Source organism: Pseudomonas orientalis (genome assembly GCF_001439815.1).
GTDB lineage: Bacteria > Pseudomonadota > Gammaproteobacteria > Pseudomonadales > Pseudomonadaceae > Aquipseudomonas > Aquipseudomonas orientalis.
Map to the genome: position 1 here is coordinate 147999 of NZ_JYLM01000006.1, position 26662 is coordinate 174660.

The window sequence follows — 26662 nt, forward strand, 5'->3', positions numbered from 1 at the left end:
ACATGTCGCTTTTAAAAATCGCCTCCATGGCTTGTATTGCCTTGACCCTGGGTGCCTGCCAGAGCCTGTTCCAGCCCGGCCAGCTCAAACCGCTGGACGTCACCACCGACAAATCGGAGCAGATCAAGCCCGGCTGCGGCAGCCCGGATTGCCCGCTGGTGAACATCGATACCGTGCATTTCCCCGCCGACCCGCAACTGGACAAACTGGTCGAGCAGCGCCTGTTGCAGATGACCCGCACTACGCCCGGCGCCAGCGTCCCTGCGACCCTGAATGCCTACCGGGACACATTCCTGCGCGAATCTCCCGACCGCCACAGCATGTATTTGCAGGCCAAGGTACGTGAGCAGCATGACGGACTGGTGATCGTTGAAGTGTCCAGCTACCTGGACACCGGCGTGGCTCACGGTGAGCCTGGCCGCGGTTTCATCAACTATTCGCGGGTGCTGCACAAGGAATTGGGCTTGGCCGACATGCTGGTGCCCGGCCAGGAGCAGGCCTTCTGGAATACGGCAAAAGTTGCCCATAACAGCTGGCTGATCAACACCAAGATGGACCGCGACCCGGAGTTCGTGAAGAACTGGCCGTTCCAGAAAACCCCGAACGTGGCCTTGACCAGCGGCGGCGTAGTGCTCAAGTACAACGTCACCACCATCGCTCCCTACGCCCAGGGGCTGATCGAAATCACCATCCCCTATGCGCGCCTGACCGGTGTGATCAAGCCTGAGCTGATGCCCGCGCGCCGCTGACCGCCCGTCCCAGGATCAATTGCAACAACCCTGCCAGCAGCAATGCCGGCAGGGTCGCGCCGATGTCCGGATAGAGGTGCGCCAACAGGTGGTAAGTGCCGATGCCGCCCAGCCACGCCGCCAGCGCGGGCCAATGCAGCAGGGTCACCGCGCCCTGGCGCCGACGGCGCAGGAGAAAGTGATCCACCAGTACCACGCCGAACAGCGGCGCAAACACCGAACCGATCAGCAACAGGAAGTTCTGGTATTGCGCCAGGGGCGCCAGGCAGGCAATCACGGTGCAGATCACACCGATGGCCAATGCCAGGTGCTCGACTTTCAAACCCAGCAGCATCCCGCTCGACACCGCCGCCGAGTGAATATCGGCAAAGGCGTTTTCCGACTCGTCCAACAGGATCAGCAGCAGCGGAATACCCAGGCCGGCGCCGGCCAGGGCCAGCAGCAGCGCGTTCACCTCCCCGCTGGGCGCAAACGCCAAGGTGTAGGCCACGCCCAGGCTCATCAGCCAGACATTACCGATAAAGAACCCCAGCGCAGTGCCGCCGAACACGCTTTTCGCGCGCTTGCCAAAGCGTGAGTAGTCGGCGATCAGCGGCAGCCACGACAGCGGCATCGCGATGGCAATGTCGAAGCCCACCGCAAACGGCATCGAGCCGTCACCGGGCTGGGCCCACAATGCGGCAAGGTCGGCCTTGGCGAACAGGTTCCAGGTCAGCCACAGACAGGCCGCGAGCAGCAACCAGATACCCCATCTGCGCAGGATTTGCCGCACGAAGGTCAACGGGCCGCTCACCGCCAGCAAGGTGGCAAGGCCACCGAAAAATACGGTCCATAACAAGGGACTGGCCAACAGGCTGCCCTCACTGAACGCGCGCGTGCCCAACAAGCTGGCGGCATCGCGCATTACGATGATTTCGAACGAACCCCAGCCAATCAACTGCAGCAGGTTCAACAGCGCCGGCAGGCTCGCGCCCCGCGTACCGAGGCTGAGCTTGAGCGCGGCCATGGCCGACAGCCCGGTGTCGCTGCCGAACACGCCGACGGCGGCCAGCAACAGCACGCCCACCAGGGTGCCGAGGAAGATGGCCAGCAATGAGCCGGACAAGCCCAGGCCCGGCGCCAGTAAGGCGCCGGTTTGCAGGACCATCAGGCCGATGCCGAGGGAGAACCACAGGGAGAACAGGTCGCGGGTGCCGAAGACGCGTTTGTCAGGAGGCACCGCGATGTCGGGTGAGTAAGTGCTGGGTTGAATGCTCAAGGGTGAAGTCTCTGAGGGGCTTTGTTGTCAGGGAAATTGCCATCGGGGGCAAGCCCCCTCCCACACTGGATCCGCGGTGAACACAAACGCTGTGTCAACCTCAGTCAAAATGTGGGAGGGGGCTTGCCCCCGATGGCGGCGGTACAGTCACCGCCACCTTCGGATCAGACCTTCTTGTAGAGCTGACTGCCTTCCTGCCTGAACCGCTCCGCCTGCTCGGCCAGGCCCTTTGCCACGTCCACATCCACCGCCTCAATACGCTGGTTGGCCGCGTATTCACGCACTTCATGGGTGACTTTCATCGAACAGAATTTCGGCCCGCACATCGAGCAGAAATGCGCCACCTTGGCGGACTCTTTCGGCAGGGTCTCGTCGTGAAACGCCCGCGCGGTGTCCGGGTCCAGGCCCAGGTTGAACTGGTCTTCCCAGCGGAATTCGAAGCGCGCCTTGCTCAACGCGTTGTCGCGAATCTGCGCGCCCGGATGGCCCTTGGCAAGGTCGGCGGCGTGCGCGGCGATCTTGTAGGTGATGATGCCGGTCTTCACGTCATCCTTGTTCGGCAAGCCCAGGTGTTCCTTGGGTGTGACGTAGCAGAGCATGGCGCAGCCGAACCAGCCGATCATTGCCGCGCCGATGCCGGAGGTGATGTGGTCGTAGCCCGGCGCGATGTCGGTGGTCAGCGGACCGAGGGTGTAGAACGGCGCCTCGTCGCAGCATTCGAGCTGCTTGTCCATGTTCTCCTTGATCAACTGCATTGGCACGTGGCCAGGGCCTTCGATCATGGTTTGCACGTCGTGCTTCCAGGCGATCTTGGTCAGCTCGCCCAGGGTTTCCAGCTCACCGAATTGCGCGGCGTCGTTGGCGTCGGCGATCGAGCCCGGACGCAGGCCATCGCCCAGCGAAAAGCTGACGTCATAGGCTTTCATGATTTCGCAGATTTCTTCGAAATGCGTGTAGGCGAAGTTTTCCTTGTGGTGCGCCAGGCACCATTTGGCCATGATCGCCCCGCCACGACTGACGATACCGGTGACGCGGCTGGCGGTCAGCGGCACATAGCGCAGCAATACGCCGGCATGGATCGTGAAGTAGTCGACGCCCTGTTCGGCTTGCTCGATCAGGGTGTCGCGGAACAGTTCCCAAGTCAGGTCTTCTGCCACACCGTCGACTTTCTCCAGTGCCTGGTAGATGGGTACGGTGCCGATCGGCACCGGCGAGTTGCGGATAATCCACTCGCGGGTTTCGTGGATGTGCTTGCCGGTGGACAGATCCATGATGTTGTCGGAGCCCCAGCGAATACCCCAGGTCATCTTCGCCACTTCTTCTTCGATGGACGAGCCCAGCGCACTGTTACCGATATTGCCGTTGATCTTCACCAGGAAGTTACGGCCGATAATCATCGGTTCCAGTTCAGTGTGATTGATGTTGGCCGGGATGATGGCGCGGCCACGGGCGATTTCTTCACGGACAAATTCGGGCGTGATGATCTTTGGAATGCTGGCGCCAAAGCTGTGTCCCGCATGCTGTTGCTTGAGCAGGCCGGCGGCGCGGGCTTCCTCAAGCTTCATGTTTTCGCGGATGGCCACATATTCCATTTCGGGCGTAATGATGCCTTTGCGCGCGTAGTGCATCTGGCTGACGTTGGCGCCGGCCTTGGCCCGTCGTGGATTTTGCAGATGGGCAAAGCGCAGGTAAGCCAGGTCCGGGTTATCCAGGCGTTCCTGGCCGTAGCGTGAGCTCAGGCAGGCCAGTCGCTCGGTATCGCCGCGCTCTTCGATCCAGGGCGAGCGCACGTCGGCCAGGCCTTTGCGCACGTCGATGATCACGTTGGGATCGGTATACGGACCCGATGTGTCATAGACCACCACCGGTGCATTGATTTCACCGCCGAATTCGGTGGGCGTCATATCCAGGCTGACTTCGCGCATGGGCACGCGAATATCGGGACGCGAGCCCTGTACGTAGATCTTCTGCGAGCGGGTAAACGGCTGCACGGAGCCGGAGTCGACCTTTGCCGATTCACTCAGGTGCACGGTGTTCTTTGATTTTTGGCTTTTTAGTTCGGTGCTCATCACGGGCTCTCCAACTTATCCAGGCGGTGGATTTTTGTCGGAGCGAACCTGTGACGGACGGATGCACTGGAATCAGTGCTGTGCTTGGCGCACGAGGGTTGTTCGATTGTCGAACAACATCCCGGACGAAGCACAAGAGGACTCGCCGGGTGACGAGAAATCTTGTTCCCTACGCAGGCGCTAACCTGATCAGGTTCAACGGGATCCGGTATTTACCGATCTCAGCCTTCCAACAAGGCACCCCGACAAGAACCTGGCCAGTCTAGACCATGGCGTGGGCAAATTGCCAATGGCGCTGTAGTCAGGATGATAAATGGCGTAATTACAGGATTGTTGTGCCGAAGCCCGGCCACTACACTCCTGAGCTGCCTCAAGGCTTGACGCTCCCGTTTCGTCACCGTAGCCTTGGACGATAAATTATCATCGTAATATTTATTCAGGGATCGCCTCATGCTGCGCAAACTTTCACTGGCAATTGCCGTGTCTTGTGCGACCAATGGAATGGTCTGGGCAGCTGAAGCGCCCTTGTCCGCCAACACCGACCTGGTCAGCGTCTATCAGGAAGCGGCGAGCAACAACGCCGACCTGGCCGCTGCCCGCGCGCAATATGGCGCGCAGAAAGAAGTGGTGCCCCAGGCGCGCGCAGGCTTGCTGCCGAACCTCTCGGCCGGTGCCGACAGTAACAACGTGCGCACCCAGATCGACCAGCCCGCCGCCACGGCCAACCGCGACGCCCACTCCTGGCGCGCCACCCTGAGCCAGCCGCTGTTCCGCGCTGATCGCTGGTTCCAGCTGCAAGCCGCCGAAGCCGTCAACGAGCAAGCCTCGCTGCAACTGTCGGCCAGTGAACAGAACCTGATTTTGCAAAGTGCCGAGAGCTACTTCGCCGTGCTGCGCGCCCAGGACAACCTGGCTTCGACCAAAGCCGAAGAAAATGCCTTCAAACGCCAGCTCGACCAGTCCAATGAGCGCTTCGATGTGGGCCTGTCGGACAAGACCGATGTGCTGCAATCCCAGGCCAGCTACGACACCGCGCGGGCCAACCGCATCGTGGCCCAGCGCCAGGTGGACGACGCCTTCGAGGCGCTGATCACCCTGACCAACCGCCAATACAACTCGATCCAGGGCATCGTCCATACGCTGCCGGTGCTGCCGCCGGCGCCGAACGACGCCAAGGCCTGGGTCGAAACCGCCGGGCGCCAGAACCTCAACCTGCTGGCCAGCAATTACGCAGTGACCGCCGCCGAGGAAACCCTCAGGCAGCGCAAGGCCGGCCACTTGCCGACACTCGATGCGGTGGCGCAATACGAAAAAGGCGACAACGACGCCCTGGGGTTCAGCAACCCGAATCAGTTGCCTATCCCGTACGGTGGCGATGTGTCGCAACGCACCATCGGCTTGCGGTTGAACATCCCTATCTACAGCGGCGGCCTCACCAGTTCGCAAGTGCGCGAATCCTATTCGCGCCTCGACCAGTCCGAGCAGCAACGCGAGGGCCTGCGCCGCCAGGTGGTGGAAAATACCCGCAACCTGCACCGCGCCGTGAACACCGATGTGGAACAGGTGCAAGCGCGCCGCCAGTCGATCATCTCCAACCAGAGCGCGGTGGAAGCCACGGAAATCGGCTATCAGGTGGGCACGCGCAATATTGTCGACGTGCTGGACGCACAGCGTCAGCTCTACTCGTCGGTGCGCAACTACAACAACAGCCGCTACGACTACATTCTCGACAACCTGCGCTTGAAGCAGGCTGCGGGCACCTTGAACCCGGGGGACCTACAGGACTTGACGCGCTATTTGAAAGCCGACTACAACCCGGATAAAGACTTCCTGCCACCGGACCTGGCCAAGGCCGCCGCCGAGCAGCTCAAGGCCCGCCCGGGTTCTTGAAAACACCACAAACCCATGTGGGAGGGGGCTTGCCCCCGATAGCGGTGTATCAGTCACCCAACAGGTTGGCTGACACACCGCCATCGGGGGCAAGCCCCCTCCCACATTCGGATAGGTGTTGGGTCAGAGAGCGATCAATCGTTCCAAACCCGCCAACAAACGCTTAAGCGCGCCCTGATTGGCCTGCATCACTTTCAGTCCCGCCTCTGCCATCCTGCGCGCGTCCCGTGGCAGTTCGAACAACTGCCGCACCGCTTCAGCCAAACCTTCTGCGTCATCCACTTCGCGCAACGCCCCGGCCTCGCGCATCATCGCGCTGATGTCCAGGAAGTTGAACAGGTGCGGCCCCATGATCACCGGCTTGCCCAGCGCCGCCGGTTCCAGCGGGTTATGCCCACCGGTCGGTACCAGACTGCCGCCGACAAAGGCGCTGTCGGCCAAGGCGTAGAGAAACAGCAACTCGCCCATGGTGTCGCCAAGCAGCACTGAGGTATCGGCATTGACCGCTTCGCCAGTGGAGCGCCGCACCGTGGCAAAGCCTTGCTGCACGCACCGCTCGAAGGTCGGGCCGAAGCGTTCCTGATGACGCGGCACCAGAATCAGCAGCGCATTGGGATAGCTGTCCAGCAATTGACGATGAGCCGCGAGCACGACTGCGTCTTCACCTTCGTGAGTGCTGGCGGCGATCCATACCGGGCGTTCGCTGGCGCCCCATTGTTCGCGCAAGGCGGCGGCGCGTTCCGGCAGTAGGGGGTCGATGGTCAGGTCAAACTTGATCGAGCCGGTGACTTCAACGGTTTCAGGTCGCGCGCCCAGGCTGCGGAAACGCTCGGCCTCGGTTTCGGTCTGCACGGCGAACCAGCTCATTTCGGCCAGCATCGGCGCGGTCAGTCTGGCGAAACGCGCATAGCCCTTGGCCGAGCGCGCCGACAATCGCGCGTTGGCCAGGGTCACCGGAATCCCGCGTTGGGCGCAGGCGTGGATATGGTTAGGCCACAGCTCGGTTTCCATGATCACCGCCAGCTTGGGTTGGACGCGATCAAGGAAACGCCTGGCGGCGCAGGGCAAGTCGTACGGCAGATAACAATGCTGGACGCGCGGCTCATCGGCAAACAGCGCCTGGATTCGCTCGGAACCGGTGGGCGTCATGCAGGTGACGGTCATCGGCAACTGCGGGTAGCGCGCAAGGAGGGCCCGGATCATCGGCGCGGCGGCAATGCTTTCGCCCACCGACACCGCATGCACCCAGATGCCGCCGGGCCGCATCACGGGCAAGCCACAGGAAAACCGCTCGCCCACGCGCCTGGCATAGGCCGGCGCCTTGCGCGCGCGCAACCACAGACGTAAGGCCACCAACGGCAGCGCCAGGTAAAACAGACAGGTGTAAAGAGTTCTATTCATGGCGGCGGAGTTTATCGGCTTTTTCAGTCGATCGCCTGCAAGCACTCGGTAAAACGTTCAGCCAGAAAGCGCGCGACAGGCGCATGACTGAACCTATCTTCAATTCGGATAGGTAATGACTTTACCGCCTCTGTTGAACCTCTAGAATGCCGACCTTATCAAACCCGCTTCACCTTGAGGATTGCACCATGAACGCCGCCTACTGTTACCTGGCCATCGCCATCTGCTCGGAAGTGATCGCGACCGTTTCCATGAAAGCCATCAAGGGTTGGAGCACACCTATCCCGCTGCTGCTGGTGATCGTCGGTTATGGCATCGCGTTCTGGATGCTGACCCTGGTCGTGCGCACCGTGCCGGTTGGCGTGGCTTATGCCGTATGGGCCGGGATGGGCATCGTGATGGTCAGCATTGCCGCGCTGTTCATCTACGGGCAGAAGCTGGATATCCCGGCCATGCTGGGGATGGGCCTGATTGTGCTGGGCGTGGTGGTGATTCAGCTGTTCTCGAAAACCGCGGGTCACTGACCGCCCCTCAACAGCCTGTATACTGCGGCCCTTGTCTTGAACATTGAGGTCGCCGATGCCATCCGTTATTTCCACCGACGTTCTGATTGTCGGCGCCGGGGTTGCCGGCCTCTGGCTCAATGCGCGCCTGCGCCGCCAGGGGTTTTCCACGGTGCTGGTGGAAAGCGCGACCCTGGGGGGCGGGCAAAGCGTGAAGTCCCAGGGGATCATCCACGGCGGTGCGAAATACGCCCTGCACGGCGCCCTCACCGGCGCCTCCGAAGCGATTGCCGACATGCCGCGCCGCTGGCGTGAAGCCCTGGCCGGCAATGGCGAACTGGACCTGTCCGGCGTGCGCCTGCTCTCTGAAGCCCACTACCTGTGGTCCCCCGGCACCCTCGCCGGCAATCTCACCAGCTTTTTCGCCAGCAAGGCCGTGCGCGGCCGTGTCGATCAGGTCAAGGGCGACGAACTGCCTGCTGCGCTGCAGGATCGTCGCTTCAAGGGCAAGGTCTACCGCCTGGCGGAATTGGTCGTGGATGTGCCCAGCCTGATCGAACGCCTGGCGGCGCTGGCCGGTGACGGTTTGCTCGCAGGCGAACATATCGAACCGCTGCGCGACGGCGATACCTTGGTGGGCTTGAAGGTCGACGGTCGCGACATCCGCGCCCAGCGCATCGTATTGAGTGCCGGCGCAGGCACCGCCGATCTGCTTGCGGCCCTGGGTTTGAGCCAGCCGGCGATGCAAACCCGCCCGCTGCACATGATCCTCGCCAAAGGCCCGGGCCTGAAGCCGCTGTATGCCCACTGCCTGGGCGGCGGCACCAAGCCGCGCCTGACCATCACCACCCACCCGGCCGCAGACGGCGACTGGGTGTGGTACATCGGCGGCGATATCGCCGAGGCCGACGGCGTGGCCCGCACGCCTCAGGAACAAATCGCTACCGCGCAGAAAGAACTGGCCCAGTTGCTGCCATGGATCGACATGAGCCAGACCCAGTGGGCCACCCTGCGCGTCAACCGCGCCGAGCCACTGCAATCGGGCCTGAGCCGCCCCGACAACGCCTTCCTGGCCGAACAGGGTCGCCTGCTCGTGGGCTGGCCGACCAAGCTGGCCCTGGCGCCGGATTTCGCCGACCGGGTGATCGACAGCCTGCAACGCGATGGCATCCGCCCAGCCGCCAGCGCCCCCCTGCCCGACCTGCCCAAGCCTGCGATCGGCCAACCCGCTTGGGAGCACCTGTTGCCATGAGCCTGCCCACCCTGCACGACCTGCATCGCCCCCTGGGCAGCACCGGCCTGCTGGTGTCGCCCCTGGGCCTGGGCACCGTCAAGCTGGGCCGCGACCAAGGGGTCAAATACCCCAGTGGCTTCCAGATTCCAGATGACGACGAGGCGCGGATGCTGCTGCGCCAGGCGCGTCAGCTGGGCATCAACCTGATCGATACCGCACCCGCCTACGGGCGCAGCGAAGAGCGTCTGGGGCCACTGCTGCGTGATCAGCGCAAGGACTGGGTGATCGTCAGCAAGGTCGGCGAAGAATTCGAGGACGGTGTGTCCTGCCACGATTTCAGCGCCGCCCATACGCGCATGTCGATCGAGCGCAGCCTGAAACGACTTGAAACGGATTTTATCGACCTGGTGCTGGTGCACTCCGATGGCAACGACCTGCATATCCTCAACGAGTGCGAGGTTTACCAGACCCTGGCAGCGCTGAAAAAAGAGGGCAAGATCCGCGGTTTCGGCTTCTCCGGCAAAACCGTCGACGGCGGTATAAAGGCGCTGGAACAGGGTGATTGCGCCATGGTGACTTACAATCTGAACGAACAGGCCGAAAAAGCCGTCATTGATTACGCGGCGGCCCATGGCAAGGGCATCCTGGTAAAAAAAGCCCTGGCCAGCGGCCACGTGTGCCTGACGCCTGGAATGGATCCAATTCAGGCCAGTTTCACGTTGTTGTTTGCGCAAACGGGCGTCGCCAGTGCTATTGTCGGGACCATCAATCCGCTGCACCTGGCCCATAACGTGGCAACCGCTGCCCGGGTCATTCGTCAACTCTGATGCCGCCCACGCGGCCGACCCCGTCGCACAAAGGAGCCGACATGCCGCGTACGCTCATAAGAAAGAATCCCAGCAACTTCAAGACACTGCCGCTGCACGTGGAAGCCACTCCCGAAGGCCTGAGCTACCAGAGCGTCGGCATGCCGCTCAACTTCGCCCAGACCCTGCAACGACGCAAGCCGGTGGAGGTGCCGGACGCCGAGCGCTTCGCACTGGAACTGGCCAACCTCGGCGTCTCGGTGCGCCTGACACTGCACTGGCAAAACAAGGATTACTGGGTGCTGGTGCGCCAGCGTCGCCAGGATCGCGGCGATGTGGTGCTCAAGCTGATCTCCGGCTACGTCCCGGCCCATGAACTGAACCTGCCGCTGCATACCGCCATTCAGGAAATTGCCGAAGAATGCCTGCTGGAAACCCCTGAGGGCTGGCTCGGCGGGCGCTTCAACGATACCTGGCTGCCGGCGCCCTACTCCGCCGCGCTGCACTACCGTGAAGCCCTGCCGTTTCGCCTGAGCCCGCTGTCCGGCGCCGCGCGTCCGGTACGCTGTGCGACTACCCAGTTGATCGAGCGCCCACGGGCCTATGTGCACCTGCCCACGGCGTCACTGCAGCTGATTTACGACTTGCGCCTGGAAGTGCCAAAGGAAGCCAAGTCCCTCAGCCTGTTCCATGTGGATGAACGCCTGGAAGGCGACCAACTGGTGGCGCGCCTGGATCGCAAGCGTCCGGATCTGTACCTGATGCCACTCAAGGACGGCGAGCCGCTCGCCGAGCTGTACACCGTCAGGAAGGACCAGTTGTATCCGGCGAGCACACGGGGTTTGTACCTGGCCGAAAGCTTCGCCCGGCAGGACGGCTGGCTGGTGCGTGATGAGCGCATTCGCTGGAAGGACTGGCTCAGGCAGCAAGGCCTGGCAGAACCGGAAAAAGAGTCGAAGCTCAAGCGCTTGACCGGCAAGGCGCAGCAGATGCTGCGCAAGATCGTACCGAAGAAAAAAGTCAGGGGCTGACGCAAACCTGATATCACTATAGGGGTGCAACTCAGCCCTTGAGCAAGCGCTCCAGACCGACCTTCAACGGAGTCGGTTCAGGCAGGGTGAAGCTTGCCAGCAGGCGCCGATTGTCGGCCCGCGAATGGCGGATGTCGCCCAGCCGAGCCGGCCCGTAACTGATGACCGGCAACGTGCCTACCACTTGCTCGAGTGCCTGCAGCACCTGCTTGAGCGTGGTGGCGTGGTTCCAACCGACGTTGATTGCCCCGACCGCAACGGTCGGCAGTTCGATGGCCTGCACCAGGACATCCACCAGATCCTCCACATACATGAAGTCACGGGTTTGCTCGCCATCGCCAAACACGGCAATGGGCAGGCCCTGCTGTACACGCTCGCTGAAAATGCTGATCACACCGGAATACGGCGATGACGGATCCTGGCGCGGACCGAAGATATTGAAGAAGCGGAAAATGACCGGCTCCAGGCCATGCTGGCGACGGTAGAAGTCAAAGTAGTGCTCACTGGCCAATTTGTCCGAGGCATAGGGTGTCAGCGGCGCCTTGGTCGTCTCTTCATCAATGGAAGCACCCTCGCCATTGTTGCCGTAGACCGCTGCGCTGGAAGCGTAGACCACACGCTTCACGCCGGCCTTGCGCATGGCTTCGCAGAGATTCAAGGTGCCGATGAAATTGCTCTGGTGCGTGCCGACCGGATCGTCCACGGACGCCTGCACCGATGCCATCGCTGCCAGGTGAACCACCGCCGACGCGCCGCCGACGACTTGCGCCAAAAGCGCTGCGTCGGCTACATCGCCCTGCACCAGTTGCAAGCGCGGGTTATCCAACGGCAGGTTGCTGCGCTTGCCGGTAGACAGGTTATCCAGCACCCGCACCGAATAGCCCTTGGCGAGCAACGCGTCAACCAAATGCGAACCGATGAAGCCTGCGCCTCCGGTGATCAACACCTCTTTATCAGCGTTATTCATTGTTACGAATTTTCTCGACGATGGCCGTGGTCGAACTGTTTTCCACCAACCCCAGCACTTTGACGGTGCCGCCGTAGGCGCTGACGATGTCCGCACCGACCACCTGATCGACGGAATAGTCACCGCCCTTGACCAGCACGTCCGGCTTGACCTGGGCCAACAGGTTTTCCGGGGTGCCTTCAGAGAAGCTGATCACCCAGTCCACCGCGCCCAACCCGGCGAGTACCGCCATGCGCCGGTCGACGCTGTTGATCGGTCGGCCCGGGCCTTTCAGGCGGCTGACGGAGGCGTCATCGTTGACCGCGACGATCAGGCGATCGCCCTGGGCGCTCGCTTGCTCAAGGTAGGTCACGTGGCCGGCGTGCAGGATGTCGAAGCAGCCGTTGGTGAACACAATGCTTTCGTTGTGGGCGCGAGCGTCGTCAATTGCCAGCAGCAATTGCTCGAGCCCCAGCACGCCGCGCTCCGAACCTTCGGAGCGCTGGATGGCGCGGCGCAGCTCGGGGGCACTGATGGCCGCGGTACCCAACTTGCCGACCACAATGCCCGCCGCCAGGTTGGCCAGGGCCACGGCATGGGGCAGTTCCTCGCCGGCGGCGATGGACGCGGCCAGGGTGGAAATCACCGTATCACCGGCGCCGGTAACGTCGAACACTTCACGCGCACGCGCCGGCAGGTGCATTGCCGGGTGGCCGGGACGCAGCAGGGTCATGCCATGTTCGCCACGGGTCACCAGCAGGGCGCCGAGTTCAAGGTCGGCCATCAGTGCCGCGCCCTTGCTCACCAGTTCGTGCTCATCGGCGCAACCACCGACGACCGCTTCGAACTCGCTGAGGTTTGGCGTGATCAGGCTGGCGCCCCGATAAATCGAGAAGTCCTTGCCCTTGGGATCGGCCAGTACCGGAATGTTGCGGGCCTTGGCGGCCTGGATCAGCACCTGATGATTCTTCAGGGCGCCTTTGCCGTAGTCGGACAACACCAGCACCTTGATGCCTTCGAGCAATTCGTTGACCTGGTCACCGAGGGCCAGGGCGTCGGTGGCGAAGGGTTCTTCAAAATCGATACGCAGCAATTGCTGGTGACGGCTCATGACCCGCAGCTTGACGATGGTCGGCTGATGCGCGATGCGCTGGAACAACGCGCGCACGCCTGCACCGCGCAGGCTGTTGGCCAGGCTGTCGGCCGCTTCGTCGTCACCGGTCACACCCACCAGGGAAGCCGGGGCGCCGAGCGCGGCAATATTGAGGGCAACGTTGGCAGCGCCACCCGGGCGGTCTTCGATTTGCTCGACTTTGACCACCGGTACCGGCGCCTCAGGGGAAATCCGTGAGGTACCACCATGCCAGTAACGGTCGAGCATGACATCGCCGACCACCAAGACAGGGGCTTGATTGAATCGCGGCATGGACAACTTCATGGAGCAACCCACATACAAAATGAACAGGGGCGCGATATTAGCACAGGGTTTGCGATGGCTTGCGCCCACCGCAGGGCAAATGTGGGAGGGCGCTTGCCCCGATCGCCACAGGCATCTCACGACGCTGTAACGCCCAACGCTAACCACGATGCGCAGCGAGCCGCTCTTTATCTGCTTTTGATCTTAGGCGCCCCGTTAAACCACGCTGGCCGAACGCAGGCTTGAATTCGTGGGTAACCTGGCAGGACGCCGGGTTAGCCGCACGGGGAAAGCCCTAATGCCAGTCTGTAGGAGCGAGCTTGCTCGCGAAAAACTCACAGGCACCGCGCTCACGCGTTATCGTTGACGTTTTTCGCGAGCAAGCTCGCTCCTACAGAGGGCACTAGGGCAAGCCCCCTCCCGCATTTGAGGTTGGATCAGGTGATGTCGGCCGCCACCGGTGCATCCAGGCCCATGGCATGCAGACGGGCGTAATAGCCGTTCTGCGCCAGCAGTTCGCCGTGGGTACCGCGCTCGACGATACGCCCGTCGTCCATCACCAGGATCAGGTCGGCCTTCTCGATGGTAGACAGGCGGTGTGCGATCACCAGGGTGGTGCGGCCCTGCATGACCTTGTCCAGCGCGGCCTGGATATGCCGTTCGGACTCGGTGTCGAGGGCCGAGGTGGCCTCGTCGAGAATCAACACCGGCGCATTCTTGAGCAGGGCGCGGGCAATCGCCAGGCGCTGGCGTTGTCCACCGGACAACAGCACGCCGTTCTCGCCGACCTGGGTATCGAAGCCCTTGGGCAACTGATCAATGAAGTCCCTGGCGTTGGCATCCGCCGCCGCCGCTTCAACGTCCTCGCGTGGCGCGCCGGCCAGGTCGCCATAGGCGATATTGTTGGTCACCGTGTCGCTGAACAGGGTCACATGCTGGGTGACCTGGGCAATGTGCTTGCGCAGGTTGAGCAGCTTGTAGTCTTCGATCTCGATGCCATCAAGCAGGATTTCACCGCTTTCATGGTGATAGAACCGCGGGATCAGGCTGGCCAGGGTCGACTTGCCACTGCCCGAACGCCCCACCAGGGCGATCATCTGCCCAGGCTCGGCGATAAAACTGATGTCCTTGAGCACATGGCGCTCGGTGCCGGGGTAGGTGAAGTTCAGGTTGCGCACTTCCAGGCGACCGCTGACTTTGTCGCGTTCGAGGGTGCCGTGGTCGACCTCCACCTCTTCGTCCAACTGTTCGAAAATGCTTTCGGCACCGGCCACGCCTTTCTGGATGGTCGAACTGACTTCCGACAGCTGGCGGATCGGCTTGGGCAACAGACCGGCCAGGGTGATGTAGGCCACCATGTCACCGGCCGACGCATCGCCGCGCAGGTACAAGACCAGGAACATCAGCACCGCCATCGCGGAGTAGATCACCAGCTGCAGCGCCGGGGTGTAGATCGCCCCGGTACGGGTCATGCGCAGTTGCTTGTCGGTGTTGCTCTGGCTGGCCTTGAGGAAACGCTTCTCTTCATAGACTTCGCCACCGAAACTGCGCACCACGCGGTAGCCCTGGATGGTTTCCGAGGCAACGTGGGTCACGTCACCCATGGCCACCTGGATCTTCTTGCTCTGCTTGCGGAATTTCTTGCTGGCCGTGCTGACCATGATGGCAATCAGCGGCAGGATGGCGATCATGACCAGCGTCAGGCGCCAGTTCATGAACAGCAGCGAGGCGAACAGGAAGATCACCGTCATGCCTTCGCGGATCACCACCTTGATCGCATCGGTCGCCGCCCCCGTGACCATGGTCACGTTGAAGGTGATGCGGGAAATCAGGTGCCCGGAATTGTGGTTGTCGAAGTAGCGGTTAGGCAGCGTCAGCAGGTTGTTGAACAACTGCACCCGCAGATCGTGGACCAACCCCAGGGAGACCTTGGCCAGCAGGTAGTTGCCCAGGAATGAGCCCAGGCCCTGCCAGGCCGCGATCAGGATGATCAGCAGCGGCACCGCCTGCAGCAATTGCAGGTCGCGCAGGAACGGCACGGTCGGAAACAGCACGGCTTCCGGGTTGGAGAGGCCATCGACGAAGTATTTGAGGATGTAACCCAGCATCGGTTGAGTCGACGCGAAAATCAGAAATCCAAGGATACTCAGCGCGAACAAGCCCATGTAAGGCTTAACGTAACTGAGCAGGCGGAAGTATATTTTCAAGCTCGAAGGGCTTGCGCTCGGACTGGAGTCGGTCATATCACGCGGCGTTTTGAAAAAGGAGGCTGACTTTAGCACAGCTTCTCTGTTGTACTTGCACCCGGCGTACGCTGCGGCCCGGTAGGATCAGGCGGGCGACATTACATGGCCACCTCCTTGGGAGGGTCGGCTTTCTCTTTCTGGAATGGCTCTATCGTATGCACTCCAAGCGCCTTATCTATGGCTCGAATCGCGTTTTTGACTTCCTGGTCCTGTGGATTTTGCCCGTTGGCTTGCTGTTGCTCTTGAGTGCACTGTTCTTCGTCGGCAACCGCAATGTACTGCACCGAATTGTCTACCTCCTGTTCAGCGTGCCCACCCTGTTCCTGTTATGCATGCGTCCCAGGGAACTCAGGGACCTGTTGCGCGAACCTATCGCGCTGGCGTTCCTGGCCTTCTGCGCCTGGGCGTTGACCAGTCTGCTCTGGAGCCCCGCGCCCAGCGCCGACACCGATCTGTTCAAGCGTCCGCTGAACACCTTCATGCTGTTTGGCGGTTGTGGGCTGCTGTTGCACTACCGCAATGAGTTGTTCAAGCCGATCTTCTTCGGTGCCGCAGTGATTGCGCTGGTGGTGTGCCTGGGCAACCTGGTGGCGTTCGCGAAGGCTTACGAACCTGGCATGCGCATGATCGGCGGCCTGGGCGCCCTCGACAATCCGTTGCTCAGCTCCCACTTGTTCGGATTTTTCACCGTGTACTGGCTGTTTATATGCCTGACCACCCAACGCCTGAAAGTGTTGTGGTTCAGCATACCGGCACTGGCGATCATGGGCATCACGGTGCTGGCGACCGGCTCTCGCACGCCGTTGGTGGCGCTGATGATGGTCGTGGTGTGGATGGCCCTGGTCAGCCGCAACCGCCGCTCGGCGCTGCTGCTCGGTGCGATGGTATTGGCCGGTGCCGGACTGCTGCTTTTTTATCCGGAATTGATCACGGACCGTGGCAACTCGTTGCGTGTCGAGCTGTGGAAAATGTCGTTGAAACTCATCGCCGACCACCCCTGGATCGGCCATAGCTACGACTCCGAACTGTACCTGACATTCGACAATGGCTACGAGCTGCGCGAAACCCACAGCTTTGCCCTTGGCGTGCTTTATTACGTCGGCATCATCGGCTTCATCCCGTGGATCTTCATGCTCGGCTATGCCCTGTACAAGAGCATGCGGCAACGCGCACAACCCCTGTTCATCCTGGCATCGTCCCTGCTGGTCTACGGCATCGGTGCGGGCCTGACCGAAGGCGGCGGCATCCTGTCGCGCCCCAAGGAGCATTGGTTCCTGCTGTGGATCCCATTGGCGATCATTACGGGCCTGAGCATCGCCCAGCGCCACCGCAGCCTGCTGCGCATGCCGGTGCAATCGATCAAGCGCCCAGTGCTCGACCGGCTGAGCAGCAATGCCCAGGTGATTGAAGCCGATGGCCTGGGGCCAAAAGTCCTGCGCCTGGAGGACGGCAGCTTCCTCAAGCTGTTCCGCCCGCGCCGTTGGTACACCTCCGGCAGCTTCAACCCGTATTCCGAGCGCTTTGCCAGCAACAGCGAACAGTTGCGCAGCCTGGGTGTTCCCACCCCGCACATCCTTGGCCTCTACCACCTGCCAGACGCCAGCGGTGCCGTGGCCTATACCCCGCTGCCCGGCCTGACCCTGCGCCAGGCCCTGCAAAGCCTGGACAGCAGCCTGCGCGAATCGCTGGTCGAGCGCTTTGGCCGGTTCATGGCGCAATTGCATGAGCGTGGCGTGTACTTCCGCTCGCTGCACCTGGGCAACGTGTTGCTGATGGACGACGGTGAGTTCGGTCTGATTGACGTCGCCGACCTGCGTATCTATCCGTCATCCCTGCGCTACGCCTTGCGCCAGCGTAATTTGCGTCATATGCAACGCTATCCGCAGGACCGCAACTGGCTGTTCGAAACGCACTTCGAACACTTGGTAAAAGGCTACGCGACGGTTGCCAGCCCAACGGCCACCGCGAAAATCCGCGAGCAGGTACACAGCCTGGCCCGTCCGGCCAGCTGATAAAAAAGGCGACTGTCACTGCCGTGATAGTCGCCTTTTTTACATCCGTCGCCTTCAGTTCCTCAGTGGCGTCAGGTACAGCCGCACCAACCCACGCAAGGTCTTGCGCCCCCAGAACCTCAACGGGATCTGCTTGAGAATCTCCCGCGCCAGCGGCCGGTCACGGTCGGCGGTCTTGAGGAACATTGAGTTCAGGAAGTTGTAGCGCACCGCGTCATAGGCCGGGTGGTCGCTGAACTTGGCGTAAGTCTTGAGGATGTTCTGGATCATGTAGCGGTGGTTTTTATAGGTATTGCTCGCGTGCTGCCGGTACTGCGCCATTACGACGTCAAGCGCATCGATGGTGTAGCCTGCGGCCGTTATCTTCAATTGAATCAGCAGGTCTTCCAGGGGAATCAGCGGATCGAAACCACCGACTGCCTCCAGCGCCTCGCGGCGGATCAACATGGTGGGCGCAGGTGGAAACGGCTTGCGGTCCATGAACATGTCGTCGAAGTCGAGACTGCGAAACGGCACATCGCGGCGTTGTTTTTTCTCCGGATGCAGGTTGCCATCGCCGTCGATCAGTTCGATGTTGCCGGCACAGATACCCACCTTGGGCTTGCCTTCCATATAAGCCACTTGGGTGGCGATGCGATCGGGCAGCATGATGTCGTCTGACCCGAATGGAGCGATCAAACTGCCTTTGGCGCGGGCAAGCGCGTTGTTCAGTGTGGCGGTCAGCCCCTGGTTCTGTTGCACCTGGAAATCAAACCCGTGCTCAGCCTGCAGCCGCCGGATGCATTCGACGCTGTCATCCTTGGAGCCATCGTCGATCACCAGCAATTCGATATTCGGATACGTCTGGCCGAGCACACTGAGGATGCTCTGCTCGATGTACCGAGCGTGGTTGTAGGACGCGATAATCACCGAGACCAACGGTTGTTGCGCTGTCATGCTCTACCTGCTTCTTTCAAACCGGTTTCGATCAAATCCAGGTACTTGCCCTGGAACTCAGCCAAGGCATGGTTTGCCTCCAGGTAACGGAAGACCTGCTCACCCTTGGCACGTAACTGTTCATCACTCATCGCAAGGTAAGTGTCGAGCGCCGCAGCCAACTGGTCCACATTGCCGGGCTCATGGGACAAGCCGCCCGCCCCTTCAACCAGCGGCAACATGGCCGGCCCGTTGGAGGCGATCACCGGCAGGCGCCCGCTCATGCCTTCCAGCAGCGCCAGGCCCAGGCCTTCAAGCAGGGACGGCATGGTCCAGATATCGAAAGCGCGTACGTACTGCAGACCGTCTTCACGAAAGCCCAGCAAGTGCGCACGGCCAGTGAGGCCAAGACGCTCGATGTCCGCGCGCAAGTCAGCTTCGGCACGGCCGGAGCCGATGATGCCCACCTGAGCCTCCGGGTATTTGTCCTTGAGCCGTGCAAACGCCTGCAACAGATGCGTGTGCCCCTTGATCGGGACCAGACGCCCCAGGGCACCAATCATCCGTGCCTCCAGAGGCAGGCCAAGGGCCTGCCGCGCCTGCTCGCGCGGCAACTGCAAGGCCTCGGCCTGGGGGATGTCGATAGCGTTGGTGACAAACGTGGTGTTCTCGTGGGTAAAGCCACAGTTCAAGCCCACCAGGTAATCCCTCACCGCCGCCGAAACCCCGACAAACCGCCAGGCCGGACTGACCATGCGGCGCATCTGGCGCCGACGATAGGCCCGCTCATACTCGCCGAAACCGTGGGAGATGCCGATGCACAGAGGGATCTTCAACCAGCGGTTGAGCGCCAGCATCATGTTCACCGACTTGAAGCGGTTACAGATGACCACGTCGAACTTCTGCTCGCGGCAGTATTTGTAGATTTCCCACATTGCCCGCAGACGAACGCCCTTCAAGGCCTTCTCGGGAAATTCGAAGTATTTGGAATGGTCGGCCACACTCAGCGGTTGGCCCGGTTGCGGGCGTCCACTGAGGAAGGCCGATGTGACCTCGAACCGTTCAACCGGCAACGACTTGACGATCTGCTCACCGAGGTCAGCGAAATCATGGAGTTTGACGTTGTAATCGGGCTGTAACTGCAAAACCTTGAAACGAGGCTTCATACTGCTCCATGAGGCAATCAGGCTGCCGCGCAGCCCGACGTAATAGTCAACTTCAGTCCTGCTTGAGCACCCAAAGCAGTTCGTGACGGCGCACGGCCTTGCGAAAAAACTCATTCTCGCCGTAAGGCGATGGACCGCGGCCGGCCAGCAATTGTTGCAACAGCCGGCGCATTCGACGCTTGAAGGGCGGCCTGGGCTGCAGATCATGCATCATGCCCAGCGCCATGGCCTTGTCCTGCTGCTGGCTCACGCTCAGCACGCGGCAATACGGTTCAAACAGCTGGCCTGCATCGAAATGCGGTGGCAACGCAACGCCAGCGCCCGAATTGCCCATGGGCCAGCGGTCGTTATCATGCAGATGGTTGGCGTACCCGAGCAATGTGCCGGGTTGCCACTCCAGCCCTTGCAACGCTTCAACAACGGCGTTGTAGGCGCAGATATGATCCGGGTGAGGGTCAAGGAGCGGTGTCGGCAACACGATCGCCTCGGGCCGCGCCTTGAGCAGCACCGCACGTAGATCGGCAATCAGATTGACCCACGTCGGTGCGCCGTCCCGATCACCGGGCAGCGTCAGGCTGTTGAACCGGCGAAACAGCCGCGTATCGTCCAACTGCGCTTCGCGGGACGCCTGGGGCTGGTCCGGCGCGGCCTGCATAGCCGGCAGTTGCAGGCAGAAGTAGCCCAGTTGCAGGCACTGCGCCTCGGGAACACCGGCCCAGCGCGGGACGCACAGGCTGTCCCAGGCACGCAGGCGCCCTTTGAGTCGAGCGGCATCGGCTTTCGCCAGGCCCATCTGCTGATAGTGCTCGGCCTCGATTTCACCGGCGGTCAGGGTCACGATCCAGCTCTCATCCGCCTGGGCGTACAGCCCAAAGGCGGCCAGTTCGGCGTCGTCGGCGTGAGGGGCGATCACCATCACCCTCTGGCGGGCGTGATCCGGCTGACGGAATATCCACAGGTTCGGCCGGCCGACCACGCGGCAGAATCGTCCGCGCATCGTCAACTCGCCGGCAGCCAGCGTTGCGGCAGAACCGGTCAGATTGAGGTATCGCTTACCCGCCACGCCGCGCTCGAACGCCTGACAATCCTCCGCCAGTTCGACCGCCGGATCCAGGAAACGCCCGAGCCAACCGCTCTTGAGCTGCACTTCAAGAATAAGCGTCTCGTCACCCGCCAGTTCCAGCGGCGTATCCGGCACCCATCGCCCGTTATCCAGGCGCAGGCCAACGCACTGACTGCCCGGAGCGAAGCGGTACTGGTAGTCGTCCTTGGGCGAATAAAACAGATGATCGGCAAACCAGGCTTCGTGCGCCATCCACAGCAGCACCGCCAGGATCAGCGGCAGCCACCAGGCCACCAGCGCGCCCGTCACGATCAGTGCCAGCAAGCCGATCAACAACGCCACGCGTTTGTTGCGCCGATGACGCTTGAGCAATTGCTGTTTGCGGCTCATACGCTGAACACCGGCACCGGATTGCACCAGCGCTCTTTATATTCACGGTCGGCGCGCCCGAAAGAGAAGCGCAGCGGCAAATCCAGCGCGCGCGCATGCTCCCAGGCACTTTGTGTATTGAGGAAACTCAGCACGCTACCCGGGCTGAACGCCCGGGTCTCGGGGTCGACGCCACCGTTGACGTACTCAACGCTGATCCATTCGGGCGCTTGAACGCGGTACACCACCTGCACGGCAATCGGCGCGTCATTGAGAAACAGCACCGAACCGATCAGGAACGCCTTGAGCAATTCCAGCACCTCGGCCAGGCGCTCGGCACCGGTGGCGGGAAAGCCCCAGCGACGCTGGAACAGATCGCAATAAATCACCGCCAGCTCTGCGCCGGAAAACTCGCTGACCGGCCGCACCACGCCACCCGCCTCTTCCAGCAAGCGCAATTCACGCCGCTGGTTGTAGCGAAACTTCTTCGACAGGTCTTCGGGAGTACGTGCCATGGCCAACTGCTCGGCCTGGGGCTTGAGGGTGCTCACGCGCCCTTCGTTCAGCGCCGACAAGTAACGCGCACGGTGACGCAGCGGCACCTGCGCATCGGCGGCGATCGGCAGGATGATCTCGGCGTTGCCCAGGTCAAACAGGCCCTTCTTGCCGGTGCGTTTGAGCACGTCCTTGGACAAGGCCAGGTCGCGTCCCCAGGTGGCGATCGCCCCCTTGAGTTCACCCCCTTGCTCCCAGCCCAGGTAACGCACCGGGATCTGCGCCAACCCCGCCAAGCGTTCGATCACCTGCGGGTGCGTCGCCACGCTGCCGCCGTAACGCTGCCAGGCCTGGGCGTAAACCTCGGCCTCGACAGGCGTCCAGCCACGTTCACGCCAGCCCTGGAAGCGGTTCAGCATTTAAACCACAGCGTCATAAGGGTCCACGCCGTCCTTGACTACCAGGATGTCTTCCATGATCAGGTACTGCAGGTCGGAGCCGAAGAACATGTTCAGCGCATCGGTCGGCGAGCAGATCATCGCTTCGCCACGACGGTTGAGCGAGGTGTTCAGGGACACGCCGTTGCCGGTCAGTACTTCCAGCTCTTTCATCATGTCGTAGTAGCGCGGGTTGTATTCGCGCTTGAGCACCTGGGCACGGGAGGTACCGTCTTCATGCACCACTTCCGGCACGCGGGTCTTCCATTCTTCCGACACTTCAAAGGTGAAGGTCATGAACGGCGCCGGATGGTCGACCTTGATCATCTGCGGGGCAACGGTGTCGAGCATCGACGGGCAGAAAGGCCTCCAGCGCTCGCGGAACTTGATCTGGTGGTTGATACGGTCGGCCACGCCGGTGGCGCTCGGGCAACCGATGATCGAACGACCGCCCAAGGCACGCGGGCCAAACTCCATGCGGCCCTGGAACCAGGCCACCGGGTTGCCGTCGACCATGATTTTGGCGATGCGCTGGGGCATGTTTTCGATCTTGCGCCAGTTCGGCTTGCTTTCATGTTTGGCGCAGGCGGCGATCACGTCTTCGTTGCTGTAGGACGGGCCGAGGTAGACATGCTCCATCTTCTCCACCGGTACACCACGGGCATGGGACACATACGCGGCCGCGCCCACGGCGGTGCCGGCGTCACCGGACGCCGGCTGGACGAACAGCTCCTTGACGTCATCGCGGGCAATGATTTTCTGGTTCAGCTTGACGTTCAGCGCACAGCCGCCGGCAAAGGCCAGCTTGCCGGTGTCCTTGAGGATGTCGCCCAGGTAATGGTCGATCATCTGCAAGGCCAGTTTCTCGAACAGCGCCTGCATGCTGGCCGCGTAGTGGATGTATGGCTCGTCGGCGATATCGCCTTCGCGCTTGGGCCCCAGCCACTCGATCAGTTTTGGCGAGAAGTAGAACCCCTTGCCCTTCTCCTTGTAGCGGCGCAGGCCGATGACGTTGGCGTAGTCGGTGTTGATCACCAGTTCGCCGTTTTCAAAAGAGGCCAGGCGCGAAAAATCGTATTTGCTGGCATCGCCGTAAGGCGCCATGCCCATGACCTTGAACTCACCGTCGAGCATCTCGAAACCGAGGAACTCGGTGATCGCACCGTACAGGCCGCCCAGGGAGTCCGGGTCGTAGAATTCCTTGATCTTGTGGATCTTGCCGTTCTCGCCGTAGCCGAAGAACGTGGTGGCGTACTCACCCTTGCCGTCGATGCCCAGGATCGCGGTTTTTTCCTGAAAGCCCGAGCAGTGGTAGGCGCTGGAAGCATGGGCCAAATGGTGTTCCACCGGTTCGATCTTGATTTTCTTCGGATCGAAGCCCAGTTGCTCCAGGCACCAGACAATCTTGTTGCGATAGCGCTTGTAGCGACGATTGCCCATCAGGATCGCGTCGAGCGCGCGGTCCGGGGCGTACCAGTAGCGTTTGGCATAGTGCCAGCGTGCCTCGCCGAACAGGCTGATCGGCGCGAACGGAATCGCCACCACGTCAACGTCCGAAGGCTTGATGCCGGCCTGCTCCAGGCAGAACTTCGCCGACTCATAGGGCATGCGGTTCTTTGCATGTTTGTCGCGTACGAAGCGCTCTTCTTCGGCGGCCGCAATCAGCTTGCCGTCGATATACAGGGCCGCGGAAGGATCATGGCTAAGGGCGCCGGACAGGCCAAGAATCGTCAATGCCACTGGGGTCTAGCCTCTTTTAGTCTGCATGCAGGCGCATCGCGCCTGAAAAAAGTGTGCCTCCCGCCCGGGCGGGAAACAGCTAAAGGGCGGGATTATAACTTAAAAGCAGCAGGAAGCTGTTAGCAGCAAGGCGCTAGCGCAGATCGATGCTGCCGTCGGCGCTTTGCCGGTAGACCGTGTAGGGCAGCAAGAGCGTGTCCATGACACCGGAGAGCGGCACATCGATGAAGGTCCAGGGGACGCTGTTCACCGCCAGCCCGCCCCCGGTATTCGGCGGCGCGTGCAGGACACACAGGTTATACGTCACACCACTGTAGATACGCGGCACGGACTGGCAATAGGTTTTATCCGCCTTGAGTGCTCTCACAGTGACGGCATCTTCTCGCATCACCGTAGTGACGGTCCCGCAGCCAAGCATGAATGACGCCATCCACACCACCGCCAGCAACTTCATGTTCTTTATGCGCATGTCTGGTTCTTCTTTTATGAATAAGGCCGGAAATCTAGCACCGGCTATCCGACGGCTCAGGCGTCCGATGCCGTCTCGTCGCGTGGGAAACGTCCTGTTCCGCCCAACGGCCATGGAGTTCGGCAAAACCAAGGAGAATCGTTAAACTTGCGACATTTGCGCCTACGCCACTCACCTGCGTTGCGCCACGGACTCGGCTTCTTCATGACTTTACCCGCCCCCACCCGCCTTACCCTGCTCCTGCTGGGGCTGTGCAGCAGCGTCCAGGCCGAAGAAACGCCTTTGATGCTTGACCCCAGCGTGGTCACCGGCTCGCGCAGCGCCAGCCCGACCTTTGACTTGCCGTACTCGGTGGACGCTATCAACCGCGAACAGATCAGCGACGGCCAACTCGGCATCAACGCTTCCGAAGCGCTGTCCCGGGTGCCCGGCCTGGTGGTGCAGAACCGCCAGAACTACGCTCAGGACCTGCAGATTTCCTCCCGTGGCTTCGGCGCCCGCTCGGCGTTCGGCGTGCGCGGCATCAAGCTGATTGCCGACGGCATCCCCGCCAGCACCCCGGATGGACAAGGCCAGGCCGCGACCTTCAACCTCGACACCGCCGAGCGCATCGAAGTCCTGCGAGGCCCGGCGGCCACCCTGTATGGCAGCAACGCCGGCGGAGTGATCCAGATGTTCTCCCGCGACGGCGAAGGCCCGCCGCGTATCGGCGCCGAAACCCTGGTGGGCAGCGACGGCTTGAACAAAAACCATCTCACCGCCGAAGGTGCGGCCGGGGGCGCAGGCTTCGTGCTCGACGCCTCGCGCATGGACACCAATGGTTACCGCGACCACAGCAGCGCGCGCCGTGACCAGACGTTCGCCAAGCTCAACTTCCAGCCCGATGACGACAGCAAGCTGGCGTTGATCTACAGCAGCCTGGAACAGAACGGTACGCAGGACCCGCTGGGGCAGAACTGGGCGGCGTACAAGGCTGACCCGCGCTCGGTGAGCACCAATGCGCTGACCTACAACACGCGTAAAAGCATCGACCATCAGCAACTGGGCATGAACTACGAGCGCTACATCGGCGATGCGACGCTGCAGGTGAATGCGTATACGGGGCGGCGCAGTGTGATTCAGTACCTGTCGATCCCCAGGGGCACACCCGCCAACGAGCGCGGCGGTGGCGTCGTGCAATTCGAGCGCAAATTCTATGGCGGCAGCCTGCGCTGGATGCAGCCCATCGAGAGCGCTCCCGGGGAATTGATGATCATCACGGGCCTGGACTTCGACCAGAGCGAAGACAGCCGCCATGGCTACCAGAACTACAGCGGCGCCGCCCTGGGCGTGAAAGGCCAGCTACGCCGCGATGAAATAGACACCGCGCGCAGCCTCGATCCTTACCTCCAGGCCAACTGGGCCCTGGACCGCTGGACCCTGCAAGCCGGCGTTCGCCACAGCACCATGGAGCTGGATGTGCACGATCAGTTCCTCAGCAATGGCGATGCCAGCGGCAACAAGACCTACCAGAAGAACACGCCATCGATGAGCGTGATGTACGCCTTCACGCCCGATCTGCACGGCTACGTCAGCGCAGGCAAAGGCTTCGAAACGCCCACCCAGGCCGAGCTGGCCTATGCGCCGGGCAACGTCGAGGGTTTCAACTTTGGCTTGAAGCCGTCTGAAAGCACGCAATATGAACTGGGTTTGAAGGCACAACTGAACAACACCCGCATCAACGCTGCGCTTTTTCAGATCACCACCGAAGACGAACTGGTCGTGCAGCAATCCATCGGCGGGCGCACCAGCTATCAAAATGCCGGTCGTACGTTGCGCCGCGGATTCGAACTTGGGGTCGAGAGCCAACTCAGCGAGCAGTGGAGCGCCAACCTCGCCTACACCCGCCTGCAAGCGACCTACGACAGCGACTTTGCCAGCGGTGCCAATACCATCGACAAAGGCAATTACCTGCCCGGCGTGCCGCAAACCACGCTGTTCACCGAGCTGAACTGGAAACCGCGAGACTGGGTCAGCACTGCCATCGAAGGCATGTACCGCAGCAAAGTCTACGTCGAAGACACCAACCGCCAGCACGCCGCACCGGGCTACAGCGTATTCAACTGGCGCGCGCGGTTTGAGCAGAAAGTGGAGCACTGGACGTTTCACCAGACCTTGCGCCTGGATAACCTGCTGGACCGTCAGTATGTCGGGTCAGTGATAGTGGGGGACGGCAATGGCCGCTATTACGAAGCGGCGCCGGGGCGGTCGTGGTATGCAGGCGCTGGGGCTGAATACCAATTCTAATGTGGGAGGGGGCTTGCTCCCGACAGCGGTGGGTCAGTTACACAGGCATTCGCTGACACACCGCATCGGGGGCAAGCCCCCTCCCACATTTGACTGTATTTACACATCTGAAGGTGTGAACGCAGTCAGTGTGGCAGGGGCTGGCTCCCGACAGCGGTGG

General features: G+C 61.7%; 20 protein-coding genes and 1 riboswitch. Of the genes, 8 read left to right on the top strand and 12 right to left on the bottom strand.

Features of this window, described 5'->3' with window-relative positions:
* Positions 1–2: 2 nt before the first annotated feature.
* On the top strand, positions 3–749 hold the full coding sequence (locus TU82_RS16415) for an RsiV family protein (protein WP_057724320.1): 747 nt from the start codon (positions 3–5) through the stop codon (positions 747–749).
* Here TU82_RS16415 and cytX read toward each other — a convergent pair.
* Positions 718–2007, bottom strand: a complete 1290-nt coding sequence (gene cytX, locus TU82_RS16420) for a putative hydroxymethylpyrimidine transporter CytX (RefSeq protein WP_057724322.1) — start codon at positions 2005–2007, stop codon at positions 718–720. The genes TU82_RS16415 and cytX overlap by 32 nt on opposite strands.
* A 164-nt stretch (positions 2008–2171) precedes the next feature.
* On the bottom strand, positions 2172–4076 hold the full coding sequence (gene thiC, locus TU82_RS16425; RefSeq protein WP_057724324.1) for a phosphomethylpyrimidine synthase ThiC: 1905 nt from the start codon (positions 4074–4076) through the stop codon (positions 2172–2174).
* 149 nt (positions 4077–4225) lie between these two features.
* A riboswitch (TPP riboswitch) is annotated at positions 4226–4331 on the bottom strand.
* Between the two features lie 195 nt (positions 4332–4526).
* Here thiC and TU82_RS16430 point away from each other — a divergent pair.
* Entirely contained in the window at positions 4527–5966 is a 1440-nt protein-coding gene (locus TU82_RS16430; RefSeq protein WP_057724326.1) for a TolC family outer membrane protein, read from the top strand.
* A 123-nt stretch (positions 5967–6089) separates the two neighbouring features.
* On the opposite strand, the gene waaA is transcribed toward TU82_RS16430, so the two are convergent.
* Positions 6090–7367, bottom strand: a complete 1278-nt coding sequence (gene waaA / locus TU82_RS16435; protein WP_057724329.1) for a lipid IV(A) 3-deoxy-D-manno-octulosonic acid transferase — start codon at positions 7365–7367, stop codon at positions 6090–6092.
* Positions 7368–7555: 188 nt separating this feature from the next.
* On the opposite strand from waaA, the gene TU82_RS16440 reads away from it, so the two are divergent.
* The 4 genes from TU82_RS16440 to TU82_RS16455 are packed head-to-tail and all read left to right on the top strand — an operon-like array spanning position 7556 to position 10941.
* The gene (locus tag TU82_RS16440; protein WP_057724331.1) at positions 7556–7891 is read left to right on the top strand and encodes a DMT family transporter; all 336 of its coding nucleotides are present in this window, start codon (positions 7556–7558) and stop codon (positions 7889–7891) included.
* A 55-nt stretch (positions 7892–7946) separates the two neighbouring features.
* The gene (locus tag TU82_RS16445; RefSeq protein WP_057724333.1) at positions 7947–9122 is read left to right on the top strand and encodes an NAD(P)/FAD-dependent oxidoreductase; all 1176 of its coding nucleotides are present in this window, start codon (positions 7947–7949) and stop codon (positions 9120–9122) included.
* Complete coding sequence (locus TU82_RS16450) at positions 9119–9931, top strand: aldo/keto reductase (RefSeq protein ID WP_057724335.1); 813 nt, start codon at positions 9119–9121, stop codon at positions 9929–9931. Before TU82_RS16445 ends, TU82_RS16450 begins: the two co-directional genes overlap by 4 nt.
* Positions 9932–9972: 41 nt before the next feature.
* Complete coding sequence (locus TU82_RS16455; protein ID WP_057724337.1) at positions 9973–10941, top strand: hypothetical protein; 969 nt, start codon at positions 9973–9975, stop codon at positions 10939–10941.
* Between the two features lie 31 nt (positions 10942–10972).
* Here the strand turns inward: TU82_RS16455 and TU82_RS16460 are convergent, their stop codons facing one another.
* The 3 genes from TU82_RS16460 to msbA form a co-directional block, all read right to left on the bottom strand.
* Positions 10973–11908, bottom strand: coding sequence for an NAD-dependent epimerase/dehydratase family protein (locus TU82_RS16460; protein ID WP_057724339.1), 936 nt, complete (start codon positions 11906–11908; stop codon positions 10973–10975).
* Positions 11901–13325, bottom strand: coding sequence for a bifunctional D-glycero-beta-D-manno-heptose-7-phosphate kinase/D-glycero-beta-D-manno-heptose 1-phosphate adenylyltransferase HldE (gene hldE / locus TU82_RS16465; RefSeq protein ID WP_057724341.1), 1425 nt, complete (start codon positions 13323–13325; stop codon positions 11901–11903). Before hldE ends, TU82_RS16460 begins: the two co-directional genes overlap by 8 nt.
* 416 nt (positions 13326–13741) lie before the next feature.
* Positions 13742–15547 carry a lipid A export permease/ATP-binding protein MsbA gene (gene msbA, locus TU82_RS16470; RefSeq protein ID WP_057724343.1) on the bottom strand — a complete coding sequence of 602 codons (1806 nt, stop codon included), beginning with the start codon at positions 15545–15547 and terminating at the stop codon, positions 13742–13744.
* 158 nt (positions 15548–15705) lie between these two features.
* Here msbA and TU82_RS16475 point away from each other — a divergent pair, with 158 nt between their 5' ends.
* Positions 15706–17562 (top strand): bifunctional O-antigen ligase/aminoglycoside phosphotransferase family protein, encoded by a 1857-nt coding sequence (locus TU82_RS16475; RefSeq protein WP_057724345.1) that lies wholly within the window; start codon positions 15706–15708, stop codon positions 17560–17562.
* A gap of 54 nt (positions 17563–17616) precedes the next feature.
* Here TU82_RS16475 and TU82_RS16480 read toward each other — a convergent pair whose 3' ends face one another.
* From TU82_RS16480 to TU82_RS16505, 6 genes are all read right to left on the bottom strand, one after another.
* A complete protein-coding gene (locus TU82_RS16480) occupies positions 17617–18498 on the bottom strand; it encodes a glycosyltransferase (protein WP_057724347.1) in 882 nt (293 codons plus the stop codon).
* Positions 18495–19643, bottom strand: coding sequence for a glycosyltransferase family 4 protein (locus tag TU82_RS16485; protein ID WP_057724349.1), 1149 nt, complete (start codon positions 19641–19643; stop codon positions 18495–18497). Before TU82_RS16485 ends, TU82_RS16480 begins: the two co-directional genes overlap by 4 nt.
* A 52-nt stretch (positions 19644–19695) precedes the next feature.
* Positions 19696–21096, bottom strand: coding sequence for a PIG-L deacetylase family protein (locus TU82_RS16490; RefSeq protein ID WP_057724351.1), 1401 nt, complete (start codon positions 21094–21096; stop codon positions 19696–19698).
* On the bottom strand, positions 21093–21989 hold the full coding sequence (locus TU82_RS16495) for an antimicrobial resistance protein Mig-14 (protein ID WP_057724353.1): 897 nt from the start codon (positions 21987–21989) through the stop codon (positions 21093–21095). Before TU82_RS16495 ends, TU82_RS16490 begins: the two co-directional genes overlap by 4 nt.
* Complete coding sequence (locus TU82_RS16500; protein WP_057724355.1) at positions 21990–23747, bottom strand: carbamoyltransferase family protein; 1758 nt, start codon at positions 23745–23747, stop codon at positions 21990–21992.
* A 133-nt stretch (positions 23748–23880) separates the two neighbouring features.
* Complete coding sequence (locus TU82_RS16505) at positions 23881–24216, bottom strand: YceK/YidQ family lipoprotein (protein WP_057724357.1); 336 nt, start codon at positions 24214–24216, stop codon at positions 23881–23883.
* Positions 24217–24420: 204 nt separating this feature from the next.
* Here TU82_RS16505 and TU82_RS16510 point away from each other — a divergent pair, with 204 nt between their 5' ends.
* Positions 24421–26502: a TonB-dependent receptor family protein gene (locus TU82_RS16510; protein ID WP_057724359.1), complete on the top strand. Its 2082-nt coding sequence runs from the start codon at positions 24421–24423 to the stop codon at positions 26500–26502.
* Positions 26503–26662: the final 160 nt, after the last annotated feature.

Excerpts from the sequence above, each read along its gene's own strand:
- TU82_RS16415 (WP_057724320.1), top strand. The coding sequence starts at position 3 with ATGTCGCTTTTAAAAATCGCCTCCATGGCTTGTATTGCCTTGACCCTG.
- thiC (WP_057724324.1), bottom strand. The coding sequence starts at position 4,076 with ATGAGCACCGAACTAAAAAGCCAAAAATCAAAGAACACCGTGCACCTG.
- TU82_RS16430 (WP_057724326.1), top strand. The coding sequence starts at position 4,527 with ATGCTGCGCAAACTTTCACTGGCAATTGCCGTGTCTTGTGCGACCAAT.
- waaA (WP_057724329.1), bottom strand. The coding sequence starts at position 7,367 with ATGAATAGAACTCTTTACACCTGTCTGTTTTACCTGGCGCTGCCGTTG.
- TU82_RS16440 (WP_057724331.1), top strand. The coding sequence starts at position 7,556 with ATGAACGCCGCCTACTGTTACCTGGCCATCGCCATCTGCTCGGAAGTG.
- TU82_RS16445 (WP_057724333.1), top strand. The coding sequence starts at position 7,947 with ATGCCATCCGTTATTTCCACCGACGTTCTGATTGTCGGCGCCGGGGTT.
- TU82_RS16450 (WP_057724335.1), top strand. The coding sequence starts at position 9,119 with ATGAGCCTGCCCACCCTGCACGACCTGCATCGCCCCCTGGGCAGCACC.
- TU82_RS16455 (WP_057724337.1), top strand. The coding sequence starts at position 9,973 with ATGCCGCGTACGCTCATAAGAAAGAATCCCAGCAACTTCAAGACACTG.
- TU82_RS16460 (WP_057724339.1), bottom strand. The coding sequence starts at position 11,908 with ATGAATAACGCTGATAAAGAGGTGTTGATCACCGGAGGCGCAGGCTTC.
- hldE (WP_057724341.1), bottom strand. The coding sequence starts at position 13,325 with ATGAAGTTGTCCATGCCGCGATTCAATCAAGCCCCTGTCTTGGTGGTC.
- msbA (WP_057724343.1), bottom strand. The coding sequence starts at position 15,547 with ATGACCGACTCCAGTCCGAGCGCAAGCCCTTCGAGCTTGAAAATATAC.
- TU82_RS16475 (WP_057724345.1), top strand. The coding sequence starts at position 15,706 with ATGCACTCCAAGCGCCTTATCTATGGCTCGAATCGCGTTTTTGACTTC.
- TU82_RS16480 (WP_057724347.1), bottom strand. The coding sequence starts at position 18,498 with ATGACAGCGCAACAACCGTTGGTCTCGGTGATTATCGCGTCCTACAAC.
- TU82_RS16485 (WP_057724349.1), bottom strand. The coding sequence starts at position 19,643 with ATGAAGCCTCGTTTCAAGGTTTTGCAGTTACAGCCCGATTACAACGTC.
- TU82_RS16490 (WP_057724351.1), bottom strand. The coding sequence starts at position 21,096 with ATGAGCCGCAAACAGCAATTGCTCAAGCGTCATCGGCGCAACAAACGC.
- TU82_RS16495 (WP_057724353.1), bottom strand. The coding sequence starts at position 21,989 with ATGCTGAACCGCTTCCAGGGCTGGCGTGAACGTGGCTGGACGCCTGTC.
- TU82_RS16505 (WP_057724357.1), bottom strand. The coding sequence starts at position 24,216 with ATGCGCATAAAGAACATGAAGTTGCTGGCGGTGGTGTGGATGGCGTCA.
- TU82_RS16510 (WP_057724359.1), top strand. The coding sequence starts at position 24,421 with ATGACTTTACCCGCCCCCACCCGCCTTACCCTGCTCCTGCTGGGGCTG.